14 protein-coding genes and 1 pseudogene are annotated in these 24,774 nt (G+C 63.3%); 5 read left to right on the forward strand and 10 right to left on the reverse strand.

The annotated features are described in order from the left end of the window. The first annotated feature begins 365 nt into the window (after window positions 1–365). From WHT83_RS13245 to WHT83_RS13260, 4 genes are all read left to right on the forward strand, one after another. A complete protein-coding gene (locus WHT83_RS13245) occupies window positions 366–8,921 on the forward strand; it encodes a GH36-type glycosyl hydrolase domain-containing protein (protein WP_406871409.1) in 8,556 nt (2,851 codons plus the stop codon). A gap of 243 nt (window positions 8,922–9,164) precedes the next feature. Next, the gene (locus WHT83_RS13250; protein ID WP_108608585.1) at window positions 9,165–10,931 is read left to right on the forward strand and encodes a glucan ABC transporter ATP-binding protein/ permease; all 1,767 of its coding nucleotides are present in this window, start codon (window positions 9,165–9,167) and stop codon (window positions 10,929–10,931) included. Window positions 10,932–11,061: 130 nt separating this feature from the next. After that, the gene (locus tag WHT83_RS13255) at window positions 11,062–11,826 is read left to right on the forward strand and encodes a heme ABC transporter permease (protein ID WP_406871410.1); all 765 of its coding nucleotides are present in this window, start codon (window positions 11,062–11,064) and stop codon (window positions 11,824–11,826) included. A gap of 27 nt (window positions 11,827–11,853) precedes the next feature. Continuing rightward, window positions 11,854–12,930: a nitronate monooxygenase family protein gene (locus WHT83_RS13260; protein ID WP_108608584.1), complete on the forward strand. Its 1,077-nt coding sequence runs from the start codon at window positions 11,854–11,856 to the stop codon at window positions 12,928–12,930. Window positions 12,931–12,948: 18 nt separating this feature from the next. Here the strand turns inward: WHT83_RS13260 and glpK are convergent, their stop codons facing one another. From glpK to WHT83_RS13305, 9 genes are all read right to left on the reverse strand, one after another. Beyond that, window positions 12,949–14,442 (reverse strand): glycerol kinase GlpK, encoded by a 1,494-nt coding sequence (gene glpK / locus WHT83_RS13265; protein ID WP_406871411.1) that lies wholly within the window; start codon window positions 14,440–14,442, stop codon window positions 12,949–12,951. Window positions 14,443–14,532: 90 nt separating this feature from the next. Further along, window positions 14,533–16,257 carry a carbohydrate ABC transporter substrate-binding protein gene (locus tag WHT83_RS13270; protein ID WP_406871412.1) on the reverse strand — a complete coding sequence of 575 codons (1,725 nt, stop codon included), beginning with the start codon at window positions 16,255–16,257 and terminating at the stop codon, window positions 14,533–14,535. 74 nt (window positions 16,258–16,331) lie between these two features. Continuing rightward, window positions 16,332–16,613, reverse strand: coding sequence for a DUF2160 domain-containing protein (locus WHT83_RS13275; RefSeq protein ID WP_055979040.1), 282 nt, complete (start codon window positions 16,611–16,613; stop codon window positions 16,332–16,334). 13 nt (window positions 16,614–16,626) lie between these two features. Continuing rightward, window positions 16,627–17,445 (reverse strand): carbohydrate ABC transporter permease, encoded by an 819-nt coding sequence (locus WHT83_RS13280; protein ID WP_406873975.1) that lies wholly within the window; start codon window positions 17,443–17,445, stop codon window positions 16,627–16,629. 118 nt (window positions 17,446–17,563) lie between these two features. Next, the gene (locus WHT83_RS13285) at window positions 17,564–18,430 is read right to left on the reverse strand and encodes a carbohydrate ABC transporter permease (RefSeq protein WP_183262024.1); all 867 of its coding nucleotides are present in this window, start codon (window positions 18,428–18,430) and stop codon (window positions 17,564–17,566) included. Window positions 18,431–18,432: 2 nt separating this feature from the next. Then, on the reverse strand, window positions 18,433–19,500 hold the full coding sequence (locus WHT83_RS13290) for an ABC transporter ATP-binding protein (protein WP_108608581.1): 1,068 nt from the start codon (window positions 19,498–19,500) through the stop codon (window positions 18,433–18,435). A 9-nt stretch (window positions 19,501–19,509) separates the two neighbouring features. Further along, on the reverse strand, window positions 19,510–20,592 hold the full coding sequence (locus WHT83_RS13295) for an ABC transporter ATP-binding protein (protein WP_406871413.1): 1,083 nt from the start codon (window positions 20,590–20,592) through the stop codon (window positions 19,510–19,512). Window positions 20,593–20,630: 38 nt separating this feature from the next. Further along, window positions 20,631–22,160: a glycerol-3-phosphate dehydrogenase gene (gene glpD / locus WHT83_RS13300; protein WP_406871414.1), complete on the reverse strand. Its 1,530-nt coding sequence runs from the start codon at window positions 22,158–22,160 to the stop codon at window positions 20,631–20,633. Continuing rightward, a complete protein-coding gene (locus WHT83_RS13305; protein ID WP_406871415.1) occupies window positions 22,157–22,453 on the reverse strand; it encodes a hypothetical protein in 297 nt (98 codons plus the stop codon). The genes glpD and WHT83_RS13305 overlap by 4 nt, the downstream gene beginning before the upstream one ends. 159 nt (window positions 22,454–22,612) lie before the next feature. On the opposite strand from WHT83_RS13305, the pseudogene WHT83_RS13310 reads away from it, so the two are divergent. Next, a pseudogene (locus tag WHT83_RS13310) lies at window positions 22,613–23,133 on the forward strand (c-type cytochrome). Window positions 23,134–23,214: 81 nt separating this feature from the next. On the opposite strand, the gene WHT83_RS13315 reads toward WHT83_RS13310, so the two are convergent. After that, window positions 23,215–24,507: an NCS2 family permease gene (locus WHT83_RS13315; protein WP_108608576.1), complete on the reverse strand. Its 1,293-nt coding sequence runs from the start codon at window positions 24,505–24,507 to the stop codon at window positions 23,215–23,217. Between the last annotated feature and the right edge of the window lie 267 nt (window positions 24,508–24,774).

A 24,774-nucleotide genomic window follows, 5' to 3' on the forward strand; every position in this document is an offset into this window, starting at 1 on the left:
CGACGACTTGGCGGGGCGGAAGTTCGGCCGGCACAAGAAGGATCCGGGCGCGGAGCAAGGCGATTCGCGCCTCGCAATTGCCAAAGCGAGTTCCTTTGACGGGCACTGCCTGAAATATGGCCAAATTCGAGCATCGAACACGAAAAAGCCTGAATCCTTCCGTTCCGGTCTCTACCCGGCACTGCTATGAGGCGCCTGGCGACGTGGGCGATGACGGCGCCATATTTTCACTCAATCGCGGTGCAAGAGCGATCAATCGACCTGTTGTGTTGCCATGCAACCAATTCTTGTTTGAAACGGTTTATGCGACAGGTCCGCGGCGCCGAAAGGCGTGGCGGACTTTCTGTCAGACGGAAATGCTGTAGATGAATATTCAGACCGACCCGCGCCGGATCAAAGATGTAGTGCCTAGTTTTCCGGCTGTGGCAGAACAGCCGATAAGGGCCACGGTGCTCCATGAGGACCGGCTCAGGGCGACGGGCGAAAGTCTGGCCCGCAAGGAGTTGCGCTCCTATGCCGGTCTCGAAGCGTTCGACTTCCACGCCCGCATTCGCGAGAGCGCCAAGAAAATCCTTCAGGTCTATCGAGACACCAATGCCGCGCAGGGCAGGGGCGAGCCGATCACGCCCGCCGCGCAATGGCTGCTCGACAATAACTATCTGGTCGAGGAGACGATCTATCAGGTCAAGCGCGACCTGCCGCGCCGCTTCTACCGCGAACTGCCGACCATCGAACTCGGCGAAGGACAGCAGGTCCCGCGCGCGCTTGCCATCGCCTGGATCTACGTCGCCCACTCCGACAGCACCGTGTCGGCGCAGATGTTCAAGTCGATAGTCGAGGGCTACCAGTCCGTCGAGCCGCTGCACATCGGCGAACTCTGGGCGCTGCCGTCACTCCTGCGCTTCGTGCTGGTCGAGAACCTTCGCCGCATCGCCGTGCGGGTCAATCGCGCCCGCGAAATGCGCGCGATTGCCAACGACGTCGCCGACCGCCTGCAGGGGGTGCAGGAACAGGATGACGGCCTGGCCTTGCTCAGGGCCTATGCGGCGCATGCCCGTGACACGACCTTTGCGACACAACTGCTCTATCGATTGCGCGATGGCTCGCAAAATGCCGGCAAAGCATTGATTTGGCTCGAAAACGAGCTTGAGAAGTCTGGTAGCGACGCCGAAGAGATCATCATCGGCGAGCACCACACGCTCTCGAGCGGCAACGTCACAACCGGCAACATCATCCGTGGCCTTCGCCTCATCAACGACCAGGACTGGACGGTCTGGTTCGAGGATGTCAGCCGCGTCGACACACTGCTGCGCGAGCGCACCAATTTTGCGGCGCTCGATTTCGCCTCGCGCGACCAGTATCGCACCGCGATCGAGGATCTGGCCCGCCACTCCAAGCTTTCCGAATTTCAGGTCGCCGAGCGTGCGACCGATTTCGCCCACACGGAAAAGCCTGCGCCGCTTGCGGATCGGGACGATCTGCAGAAGGAATGTTCGGACGTCGGTTTCTTCCTTGTCGGCCCGCGCCGGCAGGAACTGGAGCAGGCGATCGGCTATCGCCCGACGATCGGCCGCGTCATCAATCGTGCCTTCCGCAAGACCAACTGGCTGGGCATAGCCCTTCCGGTCTTTGCGCTGACCGTGGTCTTGCTTTTGCTCGCCGGCAACGCGCTCGCCGCCCTTGGCCTGCCGACGGCAGCGATCGCACTCATGCTGACGCTGTTTGCCGTTCCGGCAAGTGAAGGCGCACTCGCTTTCTTCAACACCATCGTGCTCAAGTTCCTGGAGCCGACCCGGCTCATCGGTTACGAGTTCAAGCACGGCGTGCCGGCTGAAGCCCGAACGCTCGTGGTGGTGCCGTCGCTGATCGGCTCGCGCGACGATGTTGAGGAAAACATCCGCAATATCGAGGTGCATTATCTCGCCAACATGTCGGGTGAACTTCATTTCGCCGTGCTTTCCGACTGGCCCGACAGCCAGGCCGAGATTTCGGCCGGCGACCGCGAAATCTACGATTACGCCCGCCGCGAGATCGCCAAGCTCAACCAGCGCTATCCGAGCGAGGGCGCGCCGCGCTTCTATCTGCTGCATCGCCGCCGGCTCTACAATCCGGCGCAAGGCTGCTGGATGGGCTGGGAGCGCAAGCGCGGCAAGCTGCACGAACTGAACCTTTTGCTGCGCGGCGACGGCGACACCACCTTCATGCCGACGGACGTGGCGCTGCCCGACAACATCGTTCACGTCATGACGCTCGACGCCGATACGCGCATGACGCGCGGCGTGGTCACCAAGCTGGTGGGCAAGATGTGCCACCCGCTCAACCGGCCGGAGTTCGACACCGAAAAGCGCCTGGTGACGGCTGGTTATGCCATCTTGCAGCCGCGCGTGACGCCGTCACTGACGACGGGCGATGAAGCCTCTTTCTTCCAGCGCGTCTTCTCGGCCCACCGCGGCCTCGATCCTTACGTCTTTGCCGTTTCCGATCTCTATCAGGACGTGTTCGGTGAAGGCACCTTCACCGGCAAGGGGCTGTATCATGTCGACGCGATAGAGGCTGCGCTCAAGGGCCGTATCGCCGAAAACACCGTGCTCAGCCACGATCTGCTCGAAGGCGCGCTCGCACGCTCGGCGCTCGTCACCGATGTCGAGGTCGTCGAGGACTACCCGACCCGTTATTCGGTCGACGCCTCGCGCCAGCACCGCTGGGCGCGTGGCGACTGGCAGCTGCTCGGCTTCATCTTCGATCCGAAATCGGGCGTTCCGGCGCTGTCGCGCTGGAAGATGGTCGACAATCTCAGGCGCTCGCTGACCCCCATCTTCTGGGTCTTGGCGGCGATTGCCGGCTGGACGTTGCTGCCCTTCACCCAGGCGGCGCAATGGCAGGCGCTGTTGATCCTCAGCCTGTTCATGGCGCCGACTTTCGACATCATCGACGCCATCCTGCCGAAGAACCGCGACGCCACGCCGCGAGGCCATTTCAGCGCGCTTGGCCGCGACCTGGCATTCGGCACGGCGATGGTGGCGTTGAAGATCGTGCTCATGGCGCATCTCGCCTGGATGATGGGCGACGCCATCGTCCGCACGCTCTACCGCCTGTTCGTCAGCCGCAAGGACCTGCTGGAGTGGCGCACCGCCTCGCAGGCGCACAAGTCAGGCGGCAACGACCTCGCAGCTTACTACCGGATGATGTACGGCGCGGTGATCATTGCGGTCATCGGCCTGGCAGTGCCGGTTTTCGCGGATTCGACCGGCGCGTTCGTTGCTTTCGCATTCGCCGTCTTCTGGGCCGGCTCGCCCGCCTTTGCGTGGCTGATCAGCCGCTCGGCCGAGACCGAGGACCGGCTGCACGTCATGCCCTGGGATGTGCATACGCTGCGCACCGTGGCCCGCCGCACTTGGCACTACTTTGAAACTTTCGTGACGCCGGAGCAAAACCACCTGCCGCCGGACAATTTCCAGGAAAACCCGACTGGCGTCATCGCCACACGTACGTCGCCGACCAATATCGGCGTCTACCTGCTGTCGGTGGTCTCGGCCCGGGATTTCGGCTGGATCAGCCTTGCGGATGCGGTTGCGCGCATCGACGCCACGGTTTCGACCATCGAGAAGATGGAGCGCTACAGGGGGCATCTCTACAACTGGTACGACACCACCAACCTGCGCCCGCTCTATCCGCTTTATGTCTCAAGCGTCGACAGCGGCAATCTCGCCGGCCATCTCGTGGCGGTCGCCACGGCCTGTTCTGAATGGGCGGAAGCGCCCTCGGTCCATCTGCAGGGCGATTTCGAAGGCATTCTCGATATAGTCTCGATCATCGAGGAAAGCGTAGCCGACCTGCCGGACGATCGCCGACAGTTGAGGCCGCTGCGCCAGCGGCTCATCGACCGCATCGACGGCATGCGCCGCGCGGTGGAGACGATCAAGTCGCAGCCCGAAATGGCCTCGATCCGCACCATCAATCTGGCGGTCTTGTCGGGCGAGATCCGCAAGCTGGCGGGCGCCATCCATACGGAGGCGGTATCGACCAAGAGCGAAGTCCTGTCCGATTGGGCGCGGACGCTCGAGGCCACCTGCGAGGCGCATGTCCATGACGCGCACAGCGACGACCAGGCTGTTGCCGCTCTGCGGGCCAAGCTGATGGAACTGCGCGAGCGCACCCGCAAGTTCGCTTTCGAGATGAATTTCTCGTTCCTGATGCGCAATGAGCGCAAGCTGCTGTCCATCGGCTATCGAGTCGAGGAACATCAACTCGACGAAAGCTGTTACGACCTTTTGGCTTCCGAGGCGCGTCTGACCAGCCTGTTCGGCATCGCCAAGGGCGATATTCCGACCGAGCACTGGTTCCGGCTCGGCCGGCCGATCGTCGAGATCGGTTTCCAGGGTGCCCTAATGTCGTGGTCGGGCTCGATGTTCGAATACCTGATGCCGCCCCTGGTCATGAAGGAGCCGCAGGGCGGCATTCTCAATCAGACCAACAAGCTCATCATCCGCCGGCAGATCCAGTATGGCCGCTCGAAGGGTATTCCGTGGGGCATTTCGGAAGCCGCCTACAATGGCCGCGACCGCGAACTGACCTACCAGTACACCAATTTCGGCGTGCCGGGCCTCGGTCTCAAGCGCGGCCTTGGCCAGAATACGGTGATCGCGCCCTATGCAACCGTGCTGGCAGCCCAGTTCATGCCGAGCGAGGCGACCGCGAACCTCCGGCGGTTGCGCAAGATCGGGGCGCTCGGTCGCTACGGCTACTACGACGCCGTCGACTACACGCCGCAGCGCGTGCCGGAAGGCGCCGATCATGCCATCGTCTACAACTACATGGCCCACCACCAGGGCATGTCGATCGTATCGATTGCCAACGCCATCTTCGAAGGCCGGATGCGCGACCGGTTCCACAGCGACCAGGTGATCGAGGCTGCCGAGCTTCTGTTGCAGGAGAAGGCGCCGCGCGACATCCCAGTCGCAACCGTTCGCACGGAGGTTGCCGAGCACACCAAGGACGAGACCACTGACCACAGCGCCGACACGCGCCTGGTGCTCAATCCGATGCGGGCGTTGCGCTCGACCAACCTGATGTCGAACGGCCGCTATTCGGTGATGGTGTCCGCCACCGGTTCCGGCTACAGCCGCTGGAACGACATGGCGATCACGCGCTGGCAGCCGGACCCGACCGAGGATCGGCTGGGCACCTACCTGTTCCTGCGCGATACCGATACCGGTGACTGGTGGTCGGCGACCGCCGAACCCAAGCGCGCCACCGGCGAGCAGACCCAGACGCTGTTCTGTGACGACAAGGCGAGCTTCATCAAGACCGTCGGCACGCTGCGCAGCGAGGTCGAGTGCATCGTCGTTTCCGAAGGCAATGGCGAGGCCCGGCGCATCGTCATCTGGAACGATGCCGCCGTCGATCGTCACATCGAGGTGACGTCTTTTGCCGAGCTGGTGCTTGCACCTGAGGCCAACGACAACGCCCACCCGGCGTTCTCGAAGATGTTCGTCGAAACCGAGATCACCCACAACGGCAGCGCGATCCTGGCGACCCGGCAGAAGCGGGCGGCCAATGAGCCCTCGGTCGTGGCCGCGCACTTCGTCACCGATCAGTCTGGCTTTGCACGCGATACCGAGGCCGAGACCGACCGCCGCGCCTTCATCGGCCGTGGCCGTACCATCGCCGATCCGGCAGCCTTCGACGCGGGCGCCAAGCTTTCTGGCAGTGCCGGCTTCACCCTCGACCCTGTAGCGGCACTTCGCCGCCGCGTCCGCGTGCCGGCCAACAAGAAGGTCTCGCTGACGTTCTGGACCGTCGTCGGTTCGACCCGCGAGGAAGTCGAGGAGACGGTAGCCCGGCTCGACCATCCCGAGGGTTTCCCGCGCCAGGCCATGCTGTCCTGGACGCGTTCGCAGGTTCAGACACGCCACCTCGGCCTCAATCTCGCCGATGCCGCCAATGTGCAGAAGCTGGCGCGCTATCTGATCTATCCCGATCCGTTCCTGCGTCTTTCGGCGGACGCGATCGCCTCCGGCCTCGGCCGGCAGTCGGCGCTGTGGCCGATGGCGATTTCCGGCGATTTCCCGATTCTGGCGATCCGGATCGGCGACATTGCCGACATCGAGATCGTTGCCCAGGCGCTGAGGTTCCAGGAGTACATGCGGGCTCGCGGCCTGGTCGCTGATCTCGTCATCGTCAACGAGCAGGCCTCGTCCTACGTGCAGGATCTGCAGCAGGCGATCGAGCACCTGTGCGAGAACAGCCGGCTACGCGGCAAGGAACTCGGCCCGCGCCAGCACATCTTCGCCGTGCGTCGCGACCTGATGGACGAAGCGTCCTATCGCACGCTGCTCGCTGTCGCGCGGGTCTGTCTGCACACCCGCAATGGCACCATCTTCGACCAGATCGAGCGCGCCGAGGCCGCCGCTCTTCAGGCGCGTGACGCACTGGCGACGGCTCAGGCAACGGACCGCCCGGAATCGACGGCAACGGCAGCTTTGCCTTCGCGGAACGCGCGCAAGGCTGCCGGGGACGGACTTTCCCACTGGAACGGATTTGGCGGTTTCGACGCTGGCGGCCGCGACTATGTCGTGCGCCTCAACGGCATGCGTGCCACGCCGCAGCCCTGGATCAACGTCGTTGCCAATGCCGGCTTCGGGTTCCACAGTTCGGCCGAGGGCGCTTCCTTCACTTGGAGCCGCAACAGCCGCGACTACCAGCTGACGCCGTGGTCGAACGACCCGGTCACCAACCGGCCGGGTGAGGCGATCTACGTCTTCGACCGCACCAGCGGCAGGACCTACTCGCCGATTGCCGCTGTCGCCCGTGATGCGAGCGCTTCCTACGAGGCGCGTCACGGCCAGGGCTTCTCGACCTTCCGCTCCAAGCGCGGCACGCTGACGACCGAGTTGACCCACCTTGTAGACCCGGCGGATCCGGTTCGTGTCTCGCGACTGCGCATCGAGAATTCCGGCGCCGTGGCGGCCAAGCTCAGGGTCTATGCCTATGCCGAGTGGGTGCTCGGCACCGGGCGGGCCAAGACCGCGCCGAACATCGTTCCCTCACTCGATCCGGCGACCGGCGCACTGTTGGCGCGCAACACCTATGGTCTCGATTTCGGCGAGCGCGTCGCCTTCATGGCGATGGACGGCAAGGCCGGTTCGGTCACCGCCGATCGTCTCGAGTTCATTGGCACGGGAGGAACGGTCGAGGCGCCGCGCGCGGTGACGCTCGGTGTGGAACTGACCGGCCGCGTGGAAGCCGGCGTCGATCCTTGTGCCGCGATTGCGCGGGACGTCGAGGTGCCGGCTGGCGGCTCTGTGTCGTTGTTGTGGTTGCTCGGCGATGCCGGCTCCGACGAAGAGGCGAACGCACTTGTGGCCCGTCATCTCAAGGTCGATTTCGACAAGCGGCTTGCCGACAATGCGGATGACTGGCGCTCGTTCCTCGGCACGATCGAAGTCGACACGCCGGACAAGGCGCTCGACGCGATGGTCAACCACTGGCTGCCCTATCAAAGCCTTGCTTGCCGCATCCGCGCGCGCTCGGCCTTCTACCAGGCGAGCGGTGCGTTTGGCTTCCGCGACCAGCTGCAGGACACGCTTGCGCTGCTGATGCATGACGCAAGCCTGGCCCGTGCACAGATATTGAATGCGGCTGGCCGGCAATTTGCCGAAGGCGACGTGCAGCACTGGTGGCTGCCGCGCACCGGTGCCGGCGTGCGCACGATGATCTCCGACGACGTCGTCTGGCTGGCCAGCGCCACGGCGCGCTATGTCACCGTGACCGGCGACGCCGCGATCCTGGCCGAGCAATTGCCCTTCATCGAAGGACAGCAGCTCAACCCTGGCGAGCATGATGCCTTCTTCACGCCCGAGGCGTCGAAGAAGAAGGCTTCGCTCTACGAGCATTGCGCCCGCGCGCTCGACCTCGCCATCAAGCGGACGGCCAAGAACGGCCTGCCGCTAATCCTCGGTGGCGACTGGAACGACGGCATGAACCGCGTCGGCGAGGAGGGCAAGGGCGACAGCGTCTGGCTTGGTTGGTTCCTGCTGAAGACGCTGGGCGAGTTTGCGCCCCTGGCCAAGGCAGAGGGCGACTCCAAGCGCGCCAATGCCTGGGACAAGCATGCCAATGCCCTGAAGCGGGCGCTGGAGAATGCCGCCTGGGACGGCGAGTGGTATCGTCGCGGCAGTTTCGACGATGGCACGCCGCTCGGCTCACGCAATTCCGACGAATGCAAGATCGATTCGATCGCCCAGTCGTGGAGCGTGATCTCGGGCGAGGGAGATCCTGCCCGTTCGCGCACCGCCATGGCGCAGGCGACCAAGATGCTGGTCGATGACGAGATGCAGCTCATCAGGCTGTTCACGCCGCCGTTCTCCGAGACGGAGAAGGAACCCGGCTACATCAAGTCCTATCCGCCAGGCGTGCGCGAGAACGGTGGCCAGTACACCCATGCAGCGACGTGGTTTGTCATCGCGCTGGCGGAAATGGGGCAGGTCGACGAGGCCTACCGCTGCTTCTCCATGCTCAACCCGGTCAACCATGCGCTCGACGAGCATTCGGCGGAGACCTACCGGGTCGAACCCTATGTCGTGGCGGCCGATGTCTATGCCGACGCATCCAAGGCAGGGCGCGGTGGCTGGACCTGGTACACAGGTTCGGCCGGCTGGCTCTATCGTGCGGCGGTCGAGAGCATCCTCGGCATCAGCCGGCGCGGCGACCGACTTGTGGTTTCTCCGGCCATTCCGAAGCATTGGGAAGGTTACGCTGCGACCCTGCGCTTGGGTGGAGCTGTCTATAGGTTGCGGGTGGTGAGAGACAAAACCACTAAGGCTGCGAAGGCCGATGTCGATGGCGTGAAGGGCAAGGATGCGTCTTTTGCCATGCGCGATCGTGGCGAGATCGAGGTGGTGGTGCGCATTCCGGCCTGACCGGAATGCCCCTGCGTTAACTTGTCCGTCATCTTCGTCATCATTTCGCCGCAACGATGCCTTTTTTCGTTAGTTCTCAATTCCTTATCGGATCACACGAGATTACCGAGCGTAGCTATGTGTTGTTCGATTTTTTTGAACTCAGAGGTTATCTGCGCATTGTCTTGCGGACCCGAGGTCGCTATTTGTCGGCCATGGTGCAGTGCACAATAAAGGGACGAACGGGACTCAAGGGGTACCAAAGTGTCGTTGCTTGAGGTTTATTGGAGAGCCCTTCGCTATCTTGCCGCAGACGGCAAGAAGGTCGGGCTGATTTGCGCAGCCAACGTCGTGTTGGCCATCGTCACTATTGCCGAGCCGATTCTGTTCGGACGCATCATCGATGCCATTGCCGGAAAGACGGAAGTCGTTCCCACGATGGCGCTGTGGGCCAGCTTCGGCGCGTTCAACATTGTCGCTTTCGTTCTGGTGGCGCGTGGCGCCGACCGCCTGGCCCATGCGCGGCGCGGCGAAGTTCTCTGCCAGTCGTTCGAACGCGTCATCACCATGCCGCTGGCCTGGCACCAGCAGCGTGGCACGTCGCACTCGCTGCACACGCTGCTGCGCGCGGTAGAGGCGCTGTTCAGCCTGTGGCTCGAATTCATGCGCACCCACCTGTCGACCGCCGTGGCGCTGACGCTGCTCATCCCGACTGCCTTCGCGATGGACGTCCGCATGTCGCTGGTGCTGATCGGCCTCGGTGCGCTCTATCTGATGATCGGCCGGCTGGTGATGCGCAAGACCAAGGAAGGCCAGGCTTCGGTCGAGCGCCACTATCACAAGGTTTTCTCCCACGTCTCCGACTCGGTCAGCAACGTGGCGGTGCTGCAGAGCTACAACCGTATCGGCCAGGAGACGGAATCGCTGCGCGATTACGTCAAGGCACTGATCACCACGCAGAACCCGGTCCTCGATTGGTGGGCGCTGGCTTCCGCCATGCATCGGCTCGCCTCGACGATCTCGATGATGGTGGTGCTGCTCATCGGTGCCTATCTCGTCACCCAGGGCCAGTTGCGGATCGGCGATATCGTTGCCTTTACCGGCTTTGCCGCCTTGCTGATCAGCCGCCTCGACCAGGTTTCGAATTTCGCCAACCAGATATTCGACGCCCGTTCGAAGCTGGAGGAGTTCTATCGTCTCGAGGATACCGCCGCCGACCATCGCGAGCCCGAGGGCCTGCGTGAGCTGGAAAACGTTACCGGCCATGTCCGCTTCGAAAATGTCAGCTTCGAGTTTCCGAATTCGGGGCAGGGCGTGAGCGACGTTTCCTTCGAGGTCAGCGCCGGCCAGACCGTTGCCATCGTCGGCCCGACCGGCGCGGGCAAGACCACGCTTATCAACCTCCTGCAACGCGTTCATGCGCCGGAGCATGGCCGTATCCTGATCGACGGTATCGATACGCGCAGCGTGACCAAGAAGTCGCTGCGCCATTCGATCGCCACCGTGTTCCAGGATGCCGGCATGCTCAACCGCTCGATCGAGGCCAACATCCGCGTCGGCCGCGCCAGCGCCAGCTATGAGGAAGTGCACGCCGCAGCCAGCGCCGCGGCAGCGCAGGACTTCATCCTGTCGAAGAGCGAAGGCTATGACACCAATGTCGGCGAGCGCGGTGGGCAGTTGTCCGGCGGCGAGCGCCAACGCATCGCGATTGCCCGCGCCATCCTCAAGAGCGCGCCGATCCTGGTGCTGGACGAGGCGACCAGCGCGCTCGACGTCGAGACAGAGAACCGCGTCAAGGACGCGATCGACATGCTGCGCGATGGCCGCACGACGTTCATCATCGCCCACCGCCTGAGCACTGTTCGCGACGCCGACCTCGTCGTGTTCATGGATCACGGCCGTGTCGTCGAGATGGGCGGCTTTGGCGAGCTTTCGGCTCGCAACGGGCGCTTTGCCTCGCTGCTGCGCGCCGGTGGCCTGCTCAACGACGAAGAGGTCCGCCGTGTCACCCATGTCGAGGCAGCGGCCTGACGCTGTCCTCGAGGCGGCCTGAGGCCGATCTGGTTTTTGTCTGCGGGGCGCTTCGGCGCCCCGTTTGCGTTGGCGAGCCGCGACGTTGGAACTGATTGCGAAGAAGGCCGGCCACGGCTATTTAGCGTCCATGACACAGACGAGTTCGCAGGCTTGGCGTTTCAGCGACCTGGCCAACCCGACCCGCTTCATCACGCTGGTGGACAAGGTTGTCCCTTGGCTCGCCGGCGCTTCGGCGCTGGTGCTGGCTGCAGGTTTGTATCTCGGCTTTGCCGCGCCCGGTGATTTCCAGCAGGGCATCACCGTCCGCATCATGTACATCCACGTGCCCTTCGCCTGGCTCGCCATGATGTGCTACTCCGTGATGGCAATTGCGGCACTGGGAACGCTTGTCTGGCGCCACCCGCTCGCCGACGTGGCACTGAAGTCGGCAGCACCGGTTGGTGCCGTGTTCACCGCCCTGGCGCTGCTTACAGGCTCGATCTGGGGCAAGCCGATGTGGGGCACCTGGTGGGTGTGGGACGCACGACTGACCTCGGTCTTCGTGCTTTTCCTGATGTATCTCGGCATCATCGCGCTGACGCGCGCGCTCGACGACCCTGCACGTTCGGCGCGTGCCGCGGCGGTCATCACGCTGGTCGGCTTCGTCAATATCCCGATCATCAAGTTTTCGGTCGAATGGTGGAACACGCTGCACCAGCCGGCTTCGGTGTTCCGCCTCGATGGCCCGACGATCCATCCCAGCCTGCTCTGGCCCCTGCTTGTGATGGCGCTTGGCTTTACCCTTCTGTTCTTCACTCTGCATCTAATGGCGATGCGCACCGAGATATTGCGGCGCCGTGTGATGGCCATGCGCCAGATCGCTGCCCGGAAGGCCGAGCGCCAGCGGCACTGAGCGGCCAAACCCAGGAAGGAAGCCAACATGTGGCCCGATCGTCGAATTCTTGATCTCCTGGGCCTCGACCTTCCGATCTTGCAGGCGCCGATGGCCGGGCCTGTCGATTCCGAGATGGTGATTGCCGTTTCCGAAGTTGGCGGACTGGGCGGCTTGCCCTGTGCGCTGATGACCCCTGAGAAGACGCGCACCGAACTCGGCATCATCCGCCAGCGCACCTCGCGGCCGATCAGCGTCAATTTCTTCTGCCACAGGCAGCCCGAGGAAGACCTCGCCCGCGAATCCGCGTGGAAACGCCGCCTAGAACCATTTTACCTTGAACTCGGACTCGATCCTGCAGCACCCACACCACGCTCGGCGCGAGCGCCTTTCGATGCCGAGTTCTGCGAGATCGTCGAGGAGTTCCGCCCCGAGGTGGTAAGCTTCCATTTCGGCCTGCCCGACGCTGGCCTGCTCGACCGGGTCAAGGCGACCGGCGCCAAGGTGCTGTCGTCGGCGACGACAGCCGACGAAGCGGTGTGGCTGGAGCAGCACGGCTGCGATGCCATCATCGCGCAAGGGGCCGAGGCCGGTGGCCATCGCGGCATTTTCCTCACCGACGACGTCGCCAATCAGGCAGGCACCTTCGCGCTGGTGCCGCAGGTGGTCGACGCGGTCAAGGTGCCGGTCATCGCAGCCGGCGGCATCGCCGATGCACGCGGTATCGTTGCGGCCTTCGTGCTGGGAGCCTCGGCGGTGCAGATCGGCACCGCCTATCTGTTCTGCCCGGAAGCCAAGGTGGCGGCCCCTCACAAGGCAGTGCTGCGCACCGCCAAGGACGATCATACCGCTCTGACCAATGTCTTCACCGGCCGGCCGGCGCGCGGCATCGTCAACCGCATCATGCGCGAAGTCGGCCCGCTGTCCGACCTGGCGCCCGCTTTTCCACTTGCCGGCGGCGCACTGGCGCCGCTTCGGGCGAAGTCCGAGCCGCAGGGTTCGGGCGACTTCATGTCGTTGTGGTCAGGCCAGGCCGCACGCCTCGGCCGCGAAATGCCGGCGGCCGAGCTGACGCGAACCCTTGCCGAAGAGGCGCAGGCGCTGCTTTCGAGCTTCGCCAGATAAGCTGACGGCCTCGAACAGCTACTTCGGCGTCAGCGTCCGGCGTACCGCGTCGTGCCAGCCCTTCAGCTTGGCCGCGCGCACGGCCGGTTGCATCTCGGGCCTGAACTGCCGGTCGAGCGCCCAGGCCTTGGCGAAATCCTTGGCCTTTGGCCACACGCCCGCCCGCGAACCGGCAAGCCAGGCAGCGCCGAGAGCTGTTGTTTCGAGCACGGTCGGTCGGTCGACCGGCGCGTCGAGGATGTCGGCGAGGCGCTGCATCGTCCAGTCGGAGGCGACCATGCCGCCGTCGACGCGCAGCACCGTCTTGCCGTTCCTGGTCTTCCAGTCCTTCTTCATCGCGTCGAGCAGATCGCGGGTCTGGTAGGCGACGGACTCCAGCGCCGCCCGGGCGAATTCTTCAGGGCCGGTATTGCGGGTCAGCCCGTAAATGGCGCCGCGTGCCTCGGCATCCCAGTGCGGCGCGCCGAGGCCTACGAAGGCAGGCACGAGATAGACGCTCTGTGTATCGTCGGCCTGTGCCGCCATCTCGCCACTGTGCTCGGCCTTGCCGATCACCTTGATGCCGTCGCGCAGCCACTGCACCGCAGCGCCGGCGATGAAGATCGACCCTTCGAGTGCATAGGTCGTCTTGCCGTCAAGCCGGTAGGCGATGGTGGTGAGCAGCCGGTTCTTCGAGCGCACGATATCGCTGCCGGTATTGAGGATGGCAAAGCAGCCGGTGCCGTAGGTGGATTTCATCATGCCTGGCTCGAAACAGGCCTGGCCGATGGTTGCCGCCTGCTGGTCGCCGGCCACGCCCAGGATCGGAATCTCGGCGCCGAACAACGCTTTCTCCGTGACGCCGAAGTCTGCGGCGCAATCCTTGACCTCGGGCAGCATCGCGGCGGGGATGCGCAGGATGTCGAGCAGTTCGGCGTCCCATGCGTTCTTTTCTATATTGTAGACCAGCGTGCGCGAGGCGTTGGTAGCGTCTGTCGCGTGCACCTTGCCGCCGGTAAGCCGCCAGATCAGGAACGAGTCTATGGTGCCGGTCAGCAGTTCGCCGCGCTCTGCACGTTTGCGGGCTCCTTTGACCTTATCGAGCAGCCACGCGATCTTGGTGCCGGAGAAATAGGGGTCCAACAGCAGTCCGGTCTTTTTGGTGAAGCGCGGCTCCAGCCCTTGCTTCTTGAGCTTGGCGCACAGCGGCGCGGTGCGCCGGTCCTGCCAGACGATGGCGTTGTGGATCGGTTTGCCCGTGGCTTTGTCCCAGATGACCACGGTTTCGCGCTGGTTGGTGATGCCGATAGCGGCGATGTCGGCGGTGTCCTTGCCGGCCTTCTTCAATGCAGTCTTGCAGGTCGAAACCACGCTGTCCCAGATTTCTTCCGGATCATGTTCGACCCAGCCCGACGCTGGGAAATGCTGGGTGAATTCCTTCTGGCCGATGCCGACAACTCTCATTGCCTGATCGAACACGATCGCCCGGCTGGACGTGGTGCCCTGATCGATCGCCAGAACGAAACCGCTCATTTCCGTCTCCTGCAGTCACTTGCAAAAATAGGGGAGACGGCACTGTGCCGTCTCCCCAGGTCCTGCCAGGCGGAAATTCCGCCTGAACCCTTACTTGCTCCAGCTCTTCACCAGTTCGTCGTAATTGACGGTGATCGGCTTTTCCTTCTCGTTCTCGATCTTCAGCTGAGGCGCAAGATTGCCGGCCTTGACCGCTTCCGCGTTCCAGTAGGCGAGATCATGCTCTTCCGCCAGCTTCGGACCGATATCGCCCTGGATGCCGGCGCGTTCGAGGCGTTCCATCACCTTTTCCTGCTCGGCGCAAAGCGAGTCCATGGCTTCCTGGGCCGTCTTGGCACCCGACGAAGCATCGCCGATCGCCTGCCACCACAGCTGGGCCAGCTTCGGATAGTCGGGCACGTTGGTGCCGGTCGGCGACCACTGGACGCGGGCCGGCGAACGGTAGAACTCGACCAGGCCGCCGAGCTGCGGCGCACGATCGCTGAAGCTCTTGTGGTCGAGGGTCGACTGGCGGATGAAGGTCAGGCCGACATGGCTCTTCTTCACGTCCACGGTCTTCGACGTCACGAACTGCGCGTAGAGCCAGGCGGCCTTGGCGCGGTCGTCAGGCGTGGATTTCAGGATCGTCCACGAGCCGACGTCCTGGTAGCCGAGCTTCATGCCTTCCTTCCAGTAGACGCCGTGCGGCGAGGGCGCCATGCGCCACTTCGGCGTGCCGTCCTCGTTCATCACCGGCAGGCCTGGCTTCACCATGTCGGCGGTGAAGGCGGTGTACCAGAAGATCTGCTGGGCAACCGCGCCCTGAGCCGGAACCGGGCCGGATTCGGAGAAAGTCATGCCCTGCGCTTCCGGCGGAGCGTAGGCTTTGAGCCAGTCGAGATACTTGACGATCGAGTAGACCGAGGCCGGGCCGTTTGTGTCACCGCCGCGGGCTACGCACGAGCCGACCGGCTGTGACTTCTCGTTGACCTTGATGCCCCATTCGTCGACCGGCAGGCCGTTTGGCAGGCCCTTGTCGCCGTTGCCGGCCATCGACAGCCAGGCATCGGTGAAGCGCCAGCCGAGCGAGGGGTCCTTCTTGCCGTAGTCCATGTGGCCATAGACCTTCTGGCCGTTGATATCGCGGCCGGTGAAGAACTCGGCGATATCCTCGTAAGCTGACCAGTTGACCGGAACGCCGAGGTCGTAGCCGTATTTTGCCTTGAAATCGGCCTTGTTCTTCTCGTCGTTGAACCAGTCGTAGCGGAACCAGTACAGGTTCGCGAACTGCTGGTCGGGAAGCTGGTAGAGCTTGCCGTCCGGGGCGGTCGTGAACTTGCTGCCGATGAAGTCGGCGATGTCGAGGTTCGGATTGGTGACGTCCTTGCCTTCGTTGGCCATCCAGTCGGTCAGGCTGCGCGCCTGCAGATAGCGCCAGTGGGTGCCGATCAGGTCGGAATCGTTGACATAGGCGTCATAGATGTTTTCGCCCGACTGCATCTGCGTCTGCAGCTTTTCGATGACGTCGCCCTCGCCGATGAGGTCGTGCGTGATCTTGATGCCGGTGATGTCCGAGAACGCCTTGGCGAGCGTCTTCGATTCATATTCGTGCGTGGTGATGGTTTCCGAAACGACCTTGATGTCCATGCCGGCGAAAGGTTTCGCCGCATCGATGAACCACTGCATTTCGGCTTCCTGGCCGGCGCGGTCGAGCGCCGACATGTCCTTGATCTCGGTATCGAGGAAGGTTTTCGCTTCCTCCATGCCGGCAAAGGCATTGCCTGCGCCCAAAAGCAGGGCGATCACACTCGTTGATGCTAGAATATGGCGTCGCATTAATTTCCTCCCAAACAAGGTTGCATTGCCATTTGGCGCCGCCGCGGGCTTGCGGCGGCCCAACATTTCCCCCTCTAGACGAAGCGGAATACGCCGATGGCGTAGACCACTGCGAGAGCGAGAGCCCACCACAGGTTGGGCCCGATCAGGCCCAGCCATGCGAGATGAATGAAGGCGCTGCCGAGCAGCGAAACGAAAAGCCTGTCTCCTCGGGTCGTCTCGAACCTGAGGATCCCGACGCGCGGATTGCCGCCGGGCGAAAAATACTCCCACACGCCCATGCCAACCAGCATGAGGAAGATGGTGATGAAGAACGCCGCCGTCGGCAGCGTCCAGGCCATCCAGGAAAAGTCCATCACAAACGCTCCCTCAGACGCGGCCCAGGGCAAAGCCCTTGGCGATGTAGTTGCGGACAAACCAGATGACGAGCGCGCCCGGGATGATGGTCAAGACACCCGCCGCGGCAAGCACGCCCCAGTCCATGCCCGAGGCCGAGACCGTGCGCGTCATGATGGCGGCTATCGGCTTGGCGTCGGTGGTAGTCAGGGTGCGGGCGATCAACAGTTCGACCCAGGAGAACATGAAGGTGAAGAACGCCGCGACCCCGATGCCGCTTGCGATCAGCGGCACGAAGATCTTCACGAAAAAGCGCGGGAACGAGTAGCCGTCGATGTAGGCGGTCTCGTCGATCTCCTTGGGTACGCCCGACATGAAACCTTCGAGGATCCACACCGCCAGGGGCACGTTGAACAGGCAATGGGCGAGCGCGACGGCGACATGCGTGTCGATCAGGCCAAAGGCGGAATAGAGCTGGAAGAAGGGCAGGGCGAACACCGCCGGCGGGGCCATGCGGTTGGTCAGAAGCCAGAAGAACAGGTGCTTGTCGCCCAAGAAGCGATAGCGCGAGAAGGCATAGGCCGCAGGCAGGGCGACGGAGATCGAAATCACCGTGTTCATGACCACGTAGATGATCGAGTTGATGTAGCCCTTGTACCAGGACGGATCGGTGAAGATCACGCTGTAGTTGCGCAGCGTCGGGTTTTGCGGCCAGAGCGAGAAGGCGCCCAGGATTTCCTGGTTTGACTTGAAGCTCATGTTGATCAGCCAATAGATCGGCAGCATCAAGAAGATGATGTAGATCGTCGGCACCACCCACCAGAAGCGCGATTCCTCGCCGCGCCGCCGCATCCGCCGGGCGAGCGCCGCGTCCGCAGGTCCGCCATGGGCGGCGCGTTCCGCAGCCGGCGCATTGCGCATCATCTGGTCCTTGTCGACGTTCACGACGGCTTCCCTTGTCCCCGCCATCTCACTTCTCCACGTCGTAGTTGGTCATGACGGTGTAGAAGACCCATGACAGCAGCAGCACGATCAGGAAGTAGATGATCGACATCGCCGCCGCCGGGCCGAGGTCGAACTGGCCGACCGCCATCTTGACGAGGTCGATCGACAGGAAGGTCGTCGAATTGCCGGGCCCGCCGCCGGTGACGACGAAGGGTTCGGTGTAGATCATGAAACTGTCCATGAAGCGCAGCAGCACGGCGATCAGAAGCACGCGCTGCATTTTCGGCAGCTGGATGTAGCGGAACACCGCCCAGCGCGAGGCGCCGTCGATCTTGGCCGCCTGGTAGAAGGCGTCGGGGATCGACACCAGCCCGGCGTAGCAGAGCAGCACGACGAGGCTGGTCCAGTGCCAGACGTCCATGACGATGACCGTCACCCAGGCGTCGAACGGGTCGTTGACGTAGTTGTAGTCGAAGCCGAGCGCGTGCAGCGTGTAGCCGAGCAGGCCGATGTCGATGCGCCCGAAGACCTGCCAGATGGTGCCGACGACATTCCACGGAATGAGCAGCGGCAGCGCCATCAGCACCAGGCATACGGGCACGCCCCAGCCTTTCCTGGGCATGTTGAGCGCGATGAAGATGCCGAGCGGGATCTGGATCGACAGGATGATCGCCGAGAAGATCAGGTTGCGGCCCATCGCGGCCCAGAAGCGGTCGGAGTGCAGCATCTCCTCGAACCATTCGGCGCCGGCCCAGAAGAACTGGTTGCCGCCGAACGTATCCTGCACCGAATAGTTGACCACCGTCATCAGCGGGATGACCGCCGAGAACGCCACCAGCACGAGCACCGGCAGCACCATGAACCAGGCTTTGTTGTTCCAGGTCTTTTCCATGGTTACGCTCCCATCTCGACGCGCCAGGACTTGTCGTAGAGGTTGATGCCGGCGGGATCGAAGGTGACGTGCGGATCGGCTGGCACGTTGTCGTCTTCGCCCAGGATCGCCGCGATCTCGCGGCCTTCGAGGCTGGCGCGCACCACCTTGTGCCGGCCGATATCCTCGACCTTGCGCACGGTGACGGGCATGCCCTTGGCGCCCAGCCGTACGTATTCGGGGCGGATGCCGAGTTCGATGCCATTGCCTTCGGCCTTGGGCGCGCCGGGCAGGTCGATTACTTGCTCGCCGAGCCGGGCGCGCCTGCCATCAACTGCCACCGGCATGACGTTCATCCCGGGCGAGCCGATGAAATAGCCGACGAAGGTGTGCTTGGGGCGCTCGAACAGTTCGGCCGGTGTGCCGATCTGGACGATCTCGCCGTCATACATCACCACCACCTTTTCGGCGAAGGTCAGTGCTTCGGTCTGGTCGTGGGTGACGTAGATCATGGTGTAGCCAAAGCGGCGGTGAAGCTGCTTGAGCTGCGAACGCAGTACCCACTTCATGTGCGGGTCGATGACGGTCAGCGGCTCGTCGAACAGGATCGCGTTGACGTCCGAGCGTACCAGTCCGCGGCCGAGCGAGATTTTCTGCTTCTGGTCGGCGGTCAGCCCGCGCGCCTTGCGCTTGGCCCAGCTGGCGAGGTCGATCATCTCGAGCGTCTCGCGCACCTTTCGGTCGACATCGGCCTCGGCGACGCCACGGTTGCGCAGCGGGAAGGCGAGATTGTCGTAGACCGTCATGGTGTCGTAGATGACCGGGAACTGGAACACCTGGGCGATGTTGCGCTCCTGCGTCGACAGCCGGGTCACGTCCTTGCCGTCGAACAGAAGCTGCCCGTGCGAGGCGTGCAGCAGCCCCGAAATGATGTTGAGCAGCGTGGTCTTGCCACAGCCGGACGGGCCGAGCAGCGCATAGGCGCCGCCATCGTCGAAGCTGTGATGCACTTCCCTCAGCGCATAGTCCTTGTCGGATTTCGGGTTGGCGCCGTAGGCGTGGCGGATGTGGTTCAGGTCGATGCGTGCCATCTCGCCCTCCTATGCTGCCAGTTGCGATGGCGAGGCGGCCGAACGGCCGTTCGCGTCGAACACCATGACGTGGCGTGGATCGATGAAGACCTCGATCGCCTCGTCCGGCTCGAACTGGCGGATGCCATGGGCGAGCATCACCCATCGCGCATCTGCGTAGTTGAGATGAACGAAGCTTTCAGAGCCGGTAATCTCGGTCACCGTCACCTTGGCCTTCACGCCAACCGCATCTGCGGTGCGCTTTTCGAAAGAAAGATGGTGGGGTTGGAAGCCGATCGTATAGCTGGCGTCGGCAATGCCGGCGAGGTCTGCCGGCACCGGGAGGTCCACCCCACCATCAAGCTGGAAACTGCGACCGCTCTTCTTCAGCACGATCGTGTTGAGCGGCGGGTCGGCAAAGGTCCGCGCCGTGACCAGGTCGTTCGGCTTGCGGAACACCTCGATCGTCGGACCGAACTGCGTGATGTGGCCTTCCGACAGCGTCGCGACATTGCCGCCGAGCAAAAGTGCTTCATGCGGCTCGGTCGTGGCATAGACGAAGATCGCGCCGGTCTCGGCGAAGATCTTCGGAAGTTCGGCGCGCAGTTCCTCGCGCAGCTTGTAGTCGAGATTGGCCAGCGGCTCGTCGAGCAGCACCAGCCTGGCATTCTTGACGATGGCGCGGGCAAGTGCTGTGCGCTGCTGCTGGCCGCCGGAGAGACTGAGCGGGGTGCGGTCGAGATAGGGCGTCAGCTTGAGCAATTCGGCGGCGCGCTTGACCTCCTGGTCGATCCTGGCCTTGTCGGCGCCGGCAACGCGCAGCGGCGAGGCGATGTTCTCGTACACCGTCATCGCCGGATAATTGATGAACTGCTGGTAGACCATGGCGATGTTGCGCTTTTGCACCGGCACGCCGGTGACATCCACGCCATCGAACCAGACCGAGCCGGAGGTCGGCTTGTCGAGCCCGGCCATCAGCCGCATCAGGCTGGTCTTGCCGGACAGCGTCGGCCCCAGCAGCACGTTCAGGCTGCCGTGCTGCAGCTTGAGCGAGACGTCGCGGATATGATCCGCGCCGGCTACGGTCTTGGTTACATTGCGTAATTCCAGCATTTCCCCTCCTCCCAGAGGCAGATGTCAGGCGGTGGCGCCTATTCCGCCGCGGCGTTGTGCACGCCCGGGCGTATTCCATGCATGAATTCGTCAAGCGACGCGGCCTGCTCCTTGCCAAGCTTGAGACCGCGCTTGGTGCGTCGCCAAAGAACATCCTCTGCCGTCACCGCCCATTCGTTGTCGGCGAGGTAGCGAACTTCTGCCTCGTAAAGATCGGCACCGAAATTGCGCCCGAGGTCCGTCTCCGATCTGGCAAGGCCAAGCAACGCCTTGGCGCGCGTGCCGTAGAGACGGGTCAGGCGCCGTGCCAGACGCATGTCGAGAAACGGGTAGGCGGCCTTGAGCTTCACCACTTCCGTATCGAAGGCTGTCGCCTCGAACTCGCCACCGGGCAGGGCAGCCGTCGCGGTCCAGGATTTGCCCTTCTTGCCCAGGTGCTTTTCGATGATTTCCAGCATCGACTCGGCCAGGCGCCGGTAGGTGGTGATCTTGCCGCCGAAGATGTTGACGATCGGGGCCTGGCCGTCGCGACCATCGGACTTCAGCACGTAGTCGCGCGTCGCTTCCTGGGCCTTGCTGGCACCGTCGTCATAGAGCGGCCGCACGCCGGAATAGGTCCAGACGATATGCTCTGGCCTGACCGGTTCAGCGAAATATTCGCTCGCCGCGTTGCAGAGGTAGTCGATCTCGGCCTGGCTGATCTTTGCCTGGCGCGGGTCGCCGTCATAGTCCTGGTCGGTGGTGCCGATGAGAGTGAAGTCTTCCTCATAGGGAATGGCGAAGATGATCCGCCCGTCCTTGTTCTGGAAGAAATAGGCGCGCGGGTCGTCGAACTTCTTCGCAACCACGATGTGGCTGCCCTGGACCAGGCGCACATTGTGGACGTTGTTCTGCCCGACGGTCTCGGTCAGGACATGGTCGATCCACGGGCCGGCAGCGTTGACGATCAGCCGCGCCTTGACCTCTTCGATCTGACCGCTGCGGAGATCTTCGACGAGGATGTTCCAATGACCGTTGTCACGTCGCGCGCTCGTCACCTTGGTGCGGGTGCGGATGACGGCCCCGCGGTCAGCCGCGTCGCGGGCGTTGAGCACCACAAGACGGGCGTCGTTGACCCAGCCGTCCGAATATTCGAAGGCACGCAAGAACATCGGCTTGAGCGGCTTGCCGGCGGCGTCGCTGCGCATGTCGAGCGTGCGGGTTGCTGGCAGAAGCTTGCGGCCACCGATATGGTCGTAGAGAAACAGCCCGAGCCGGATCAGCCAGGCGGGACGCAGGCCCTTGGCGTAGGGCAGGACGAAGCGCATCGGCCAGATGATGTGCGGCGCGTTGCGCCACAGCACCTCGCGTTCCATCAGCGCTTCGCGAACCAGCCTGAACTCGTAGTGCTCGAGATAACGCAGGCCGCCATGGATCAGCTTGGTCGAATAGGAAGACGTGCCGCTGGCCAGATCGCTCATTTCGGCGAGGTAGACGGAGTAGCCGCGACCAGCTGCGTCGCGTGCGATCCCGCAGCCGTTGATGCCGCCGCCGATGACGAAGATGTCGTGTATCTCGGGCATGCTCACGCCTTCGTCGCCTTTTCGCACTGCAGCAATTTCAGGATATTCCGAAGCTCAATTTCGATTATTTCGAACTGGAAATGAATGTCAAACGAAATATATCGATGATCGAGTCGCTCGGCTTTACGCAACGTAGCATGGCTGACTTCACCGAATTTGCGACGATTTTTGCCTGAAATGCGTTGAATCTTCTGTTCTTGAACCCGCGAACCGGATTCGGTGTGGGGATTGCACGGCAATTGCCGGTTGCGATGTTCGTTTTCCACGATGCCGTACAAAAACGAAAGAGCCGCGGCCATCGCGATTTGCATCGCCGATCGCGGCCACGATGGAGTGATCGTTGCTGGTCAGCGTCCCGCAAGGGTGCGAGAATTGGGTGACCCGCGTCTATGCCAGGGCGGGGAAAACAGGCGGCGGAATGCGAGGGAGCAGAAACAGGCAACGTCAGGGGTGAAGCGATGTTTCGAACGCCGATTGGACTTGCATTGTGGGCCGCAACATTTGCCATGTCTTCGGCAGCTATTGCCGACGAGGCGCAGGTGGCACGAGGCGAATATCTCGTGACGATGGGCGGCTGCACCGACTGCCACACGCCGGGCTATCTCTTGGCAAACCCGATGGTTCGAAGTTTCTCGGCGGCTCGGATGTCGGTTTTGAGATTCCGGGTTTGGGTGTCTTCGTTGGCCGCAACATCACGCCAGACAAGGAGACGGGCATCGGCAGCTGGACGACCGAGCAGATCGTCACGGCGCTCCAGACCGGCCAAAGGCCGGACGGGCGGGAACTGGCTCCGATCATGCCGTGGCGTGCCCTGGCCCAACTCACCCCCGAAGATGTGGGCGCGATTGCCGCCTTTCTCCAGAGCGTGAAGCCGGTCAGCAATGCCGTGCCGGGGCCGTTCAAGCCGGGCGAAAAGGTATCGACCTTCACGTTCCGGATCTTGCCGCCGGGCGAGACCGCGGCAGCGGCGCCCAAGTGAGGCAGTCGTCCGTACGGCTGGGCTGAACCGAAAATCGCCGGAGGCTGCTGACACAGCCTCCGGCGATGCTGTTGTGGAGCTTCAGTGCGGGAAGAAAGCGAAGCGGATGATGAACAGCGCTGCCACCAGCCATGTTGCCATGTGCACCTCGCCGGGCCGTCCGGTCAGGAGCTTGAGTGCTGCGTAGCTGACGAAGCCGAAGGCCAGGCCGTTGGCGATCGAATAGGTGAGCGGCATCATCAGCGCGGTCAGCGCTGCAGGCGCTGCCTCGGTGATGTCGGCCCATTCGACCTCGACGAGTTCGCGCATCATCAGGCAGGCGACGTAGAGCAGGGCAGGGGCCGTCGCATAAGCCGGCACCGAGCTGGCCAGCGGCGAGAAGAAAAGCGCTGCAAGGAACAGCACGGCAATGACCAGTGCGGTAAGGCCGGTGCGGCCGCCGGCCTGCACGCCCGAGGCACTTTCGACATAGGCGGTGGTGCTGCTGGTGCCGAGCAGCGAGCCGGCAACGATTGCCGTGCTGTCGGCCAGAAGCGCACGGCCGAGGCGGTTCGGCTTGCCCGGCTCGATCAGCCCGGCGCGCTTGGCGACGCCGATCAACGTGCCGGTTGCATCGAACACCTCGACCAGGACGAACACCAGGATGACGTGCACCAGGCCTGCATGCAGCGCGCCAACGACGTCGAGCTGCAGGAAGGTCGGCAGGATCGATGGCGGCATCGAGACGATGCCGTTGAACTGGCTGACGCCGAGCGCCATCGAGGCGATGGTGATCACCAGGATGCCGATCAGGATCGCGCCGCGCACCTTGAGCGCGTCGAGTGCCGCGATGATGAAGAAGCCGGCGATGGCCAGCAGCGTTCCGGTCTGGCTGAGGTCGCCGAGCGTCACCAGGGTTGCCGGGCTGGCAACGACGATGCCCGAGCTTTTCAGCGCGATGATGCCGAGGAACAGGCCGATACCGGCGGCGATCGCGCTGCGCATCGATTGCGGGATGCCGGCGATCAGCCAGCTGCGCACGCCGCTGACGGTCAGCAACAGGAAGATGACGCCCGAAATGAAGACGGCACCCAGAGCCTGCTGCCAGGAAAAGCCCATGGCGCCGACCACGGTGAAGGCGAAGAAGGCGTTGAGGCCCATGCCCGGCGCCATGCCGATCGGCCATTTTGCCACCAGGCCCATGATCAGCGAGCCGAGTGCCGCGGCAAGACAGGTCGCCACGAACACGGCGTTGCGGTCCATGCCCGTCGAAGACAGGATCTCTGGGTTGACGAAGATGATGTAGGCCATCGTCAGGAAGGTCGTGACGCCGGCGATCACTTCGGTGCGAACCGTCGTCCCTTGTTCCTTCAGGTTGAAATACTTCTCGAGCACTCTTTGCTTCCTCCCATGCGGTGCGGGGAGCGGCCGTCCGTCACGCGCAAGGCGTCGATGGTCCATGATCCCGAGCGGATCGAAGAACCCCGTGGCCTTGCCGAGCGTTGCTGCTCCTCACGCCGTCGGCTTTGACGCTGTTCCAGCGTGTCCATCCCAGCCGACTGTGGCCCATAATCCAGCGCAAGACATGGCTGTCTGCGCAAACCGGGTTAACTTCTGCTCGTTGCATTGATGGCACAAGAGGCCACACAGCTAATTCTGTGA

It is taken from the genome of Aminobacter sp. P9b, from assembly GCF_045345995.1.
Taxonomy (GTDB): Bacteria; Pseudomonadota; Alphaproteobacteria; order Rhizobiales; family Rhizobiaceae; genus Aminobacter; species Aminobacter niigataensis.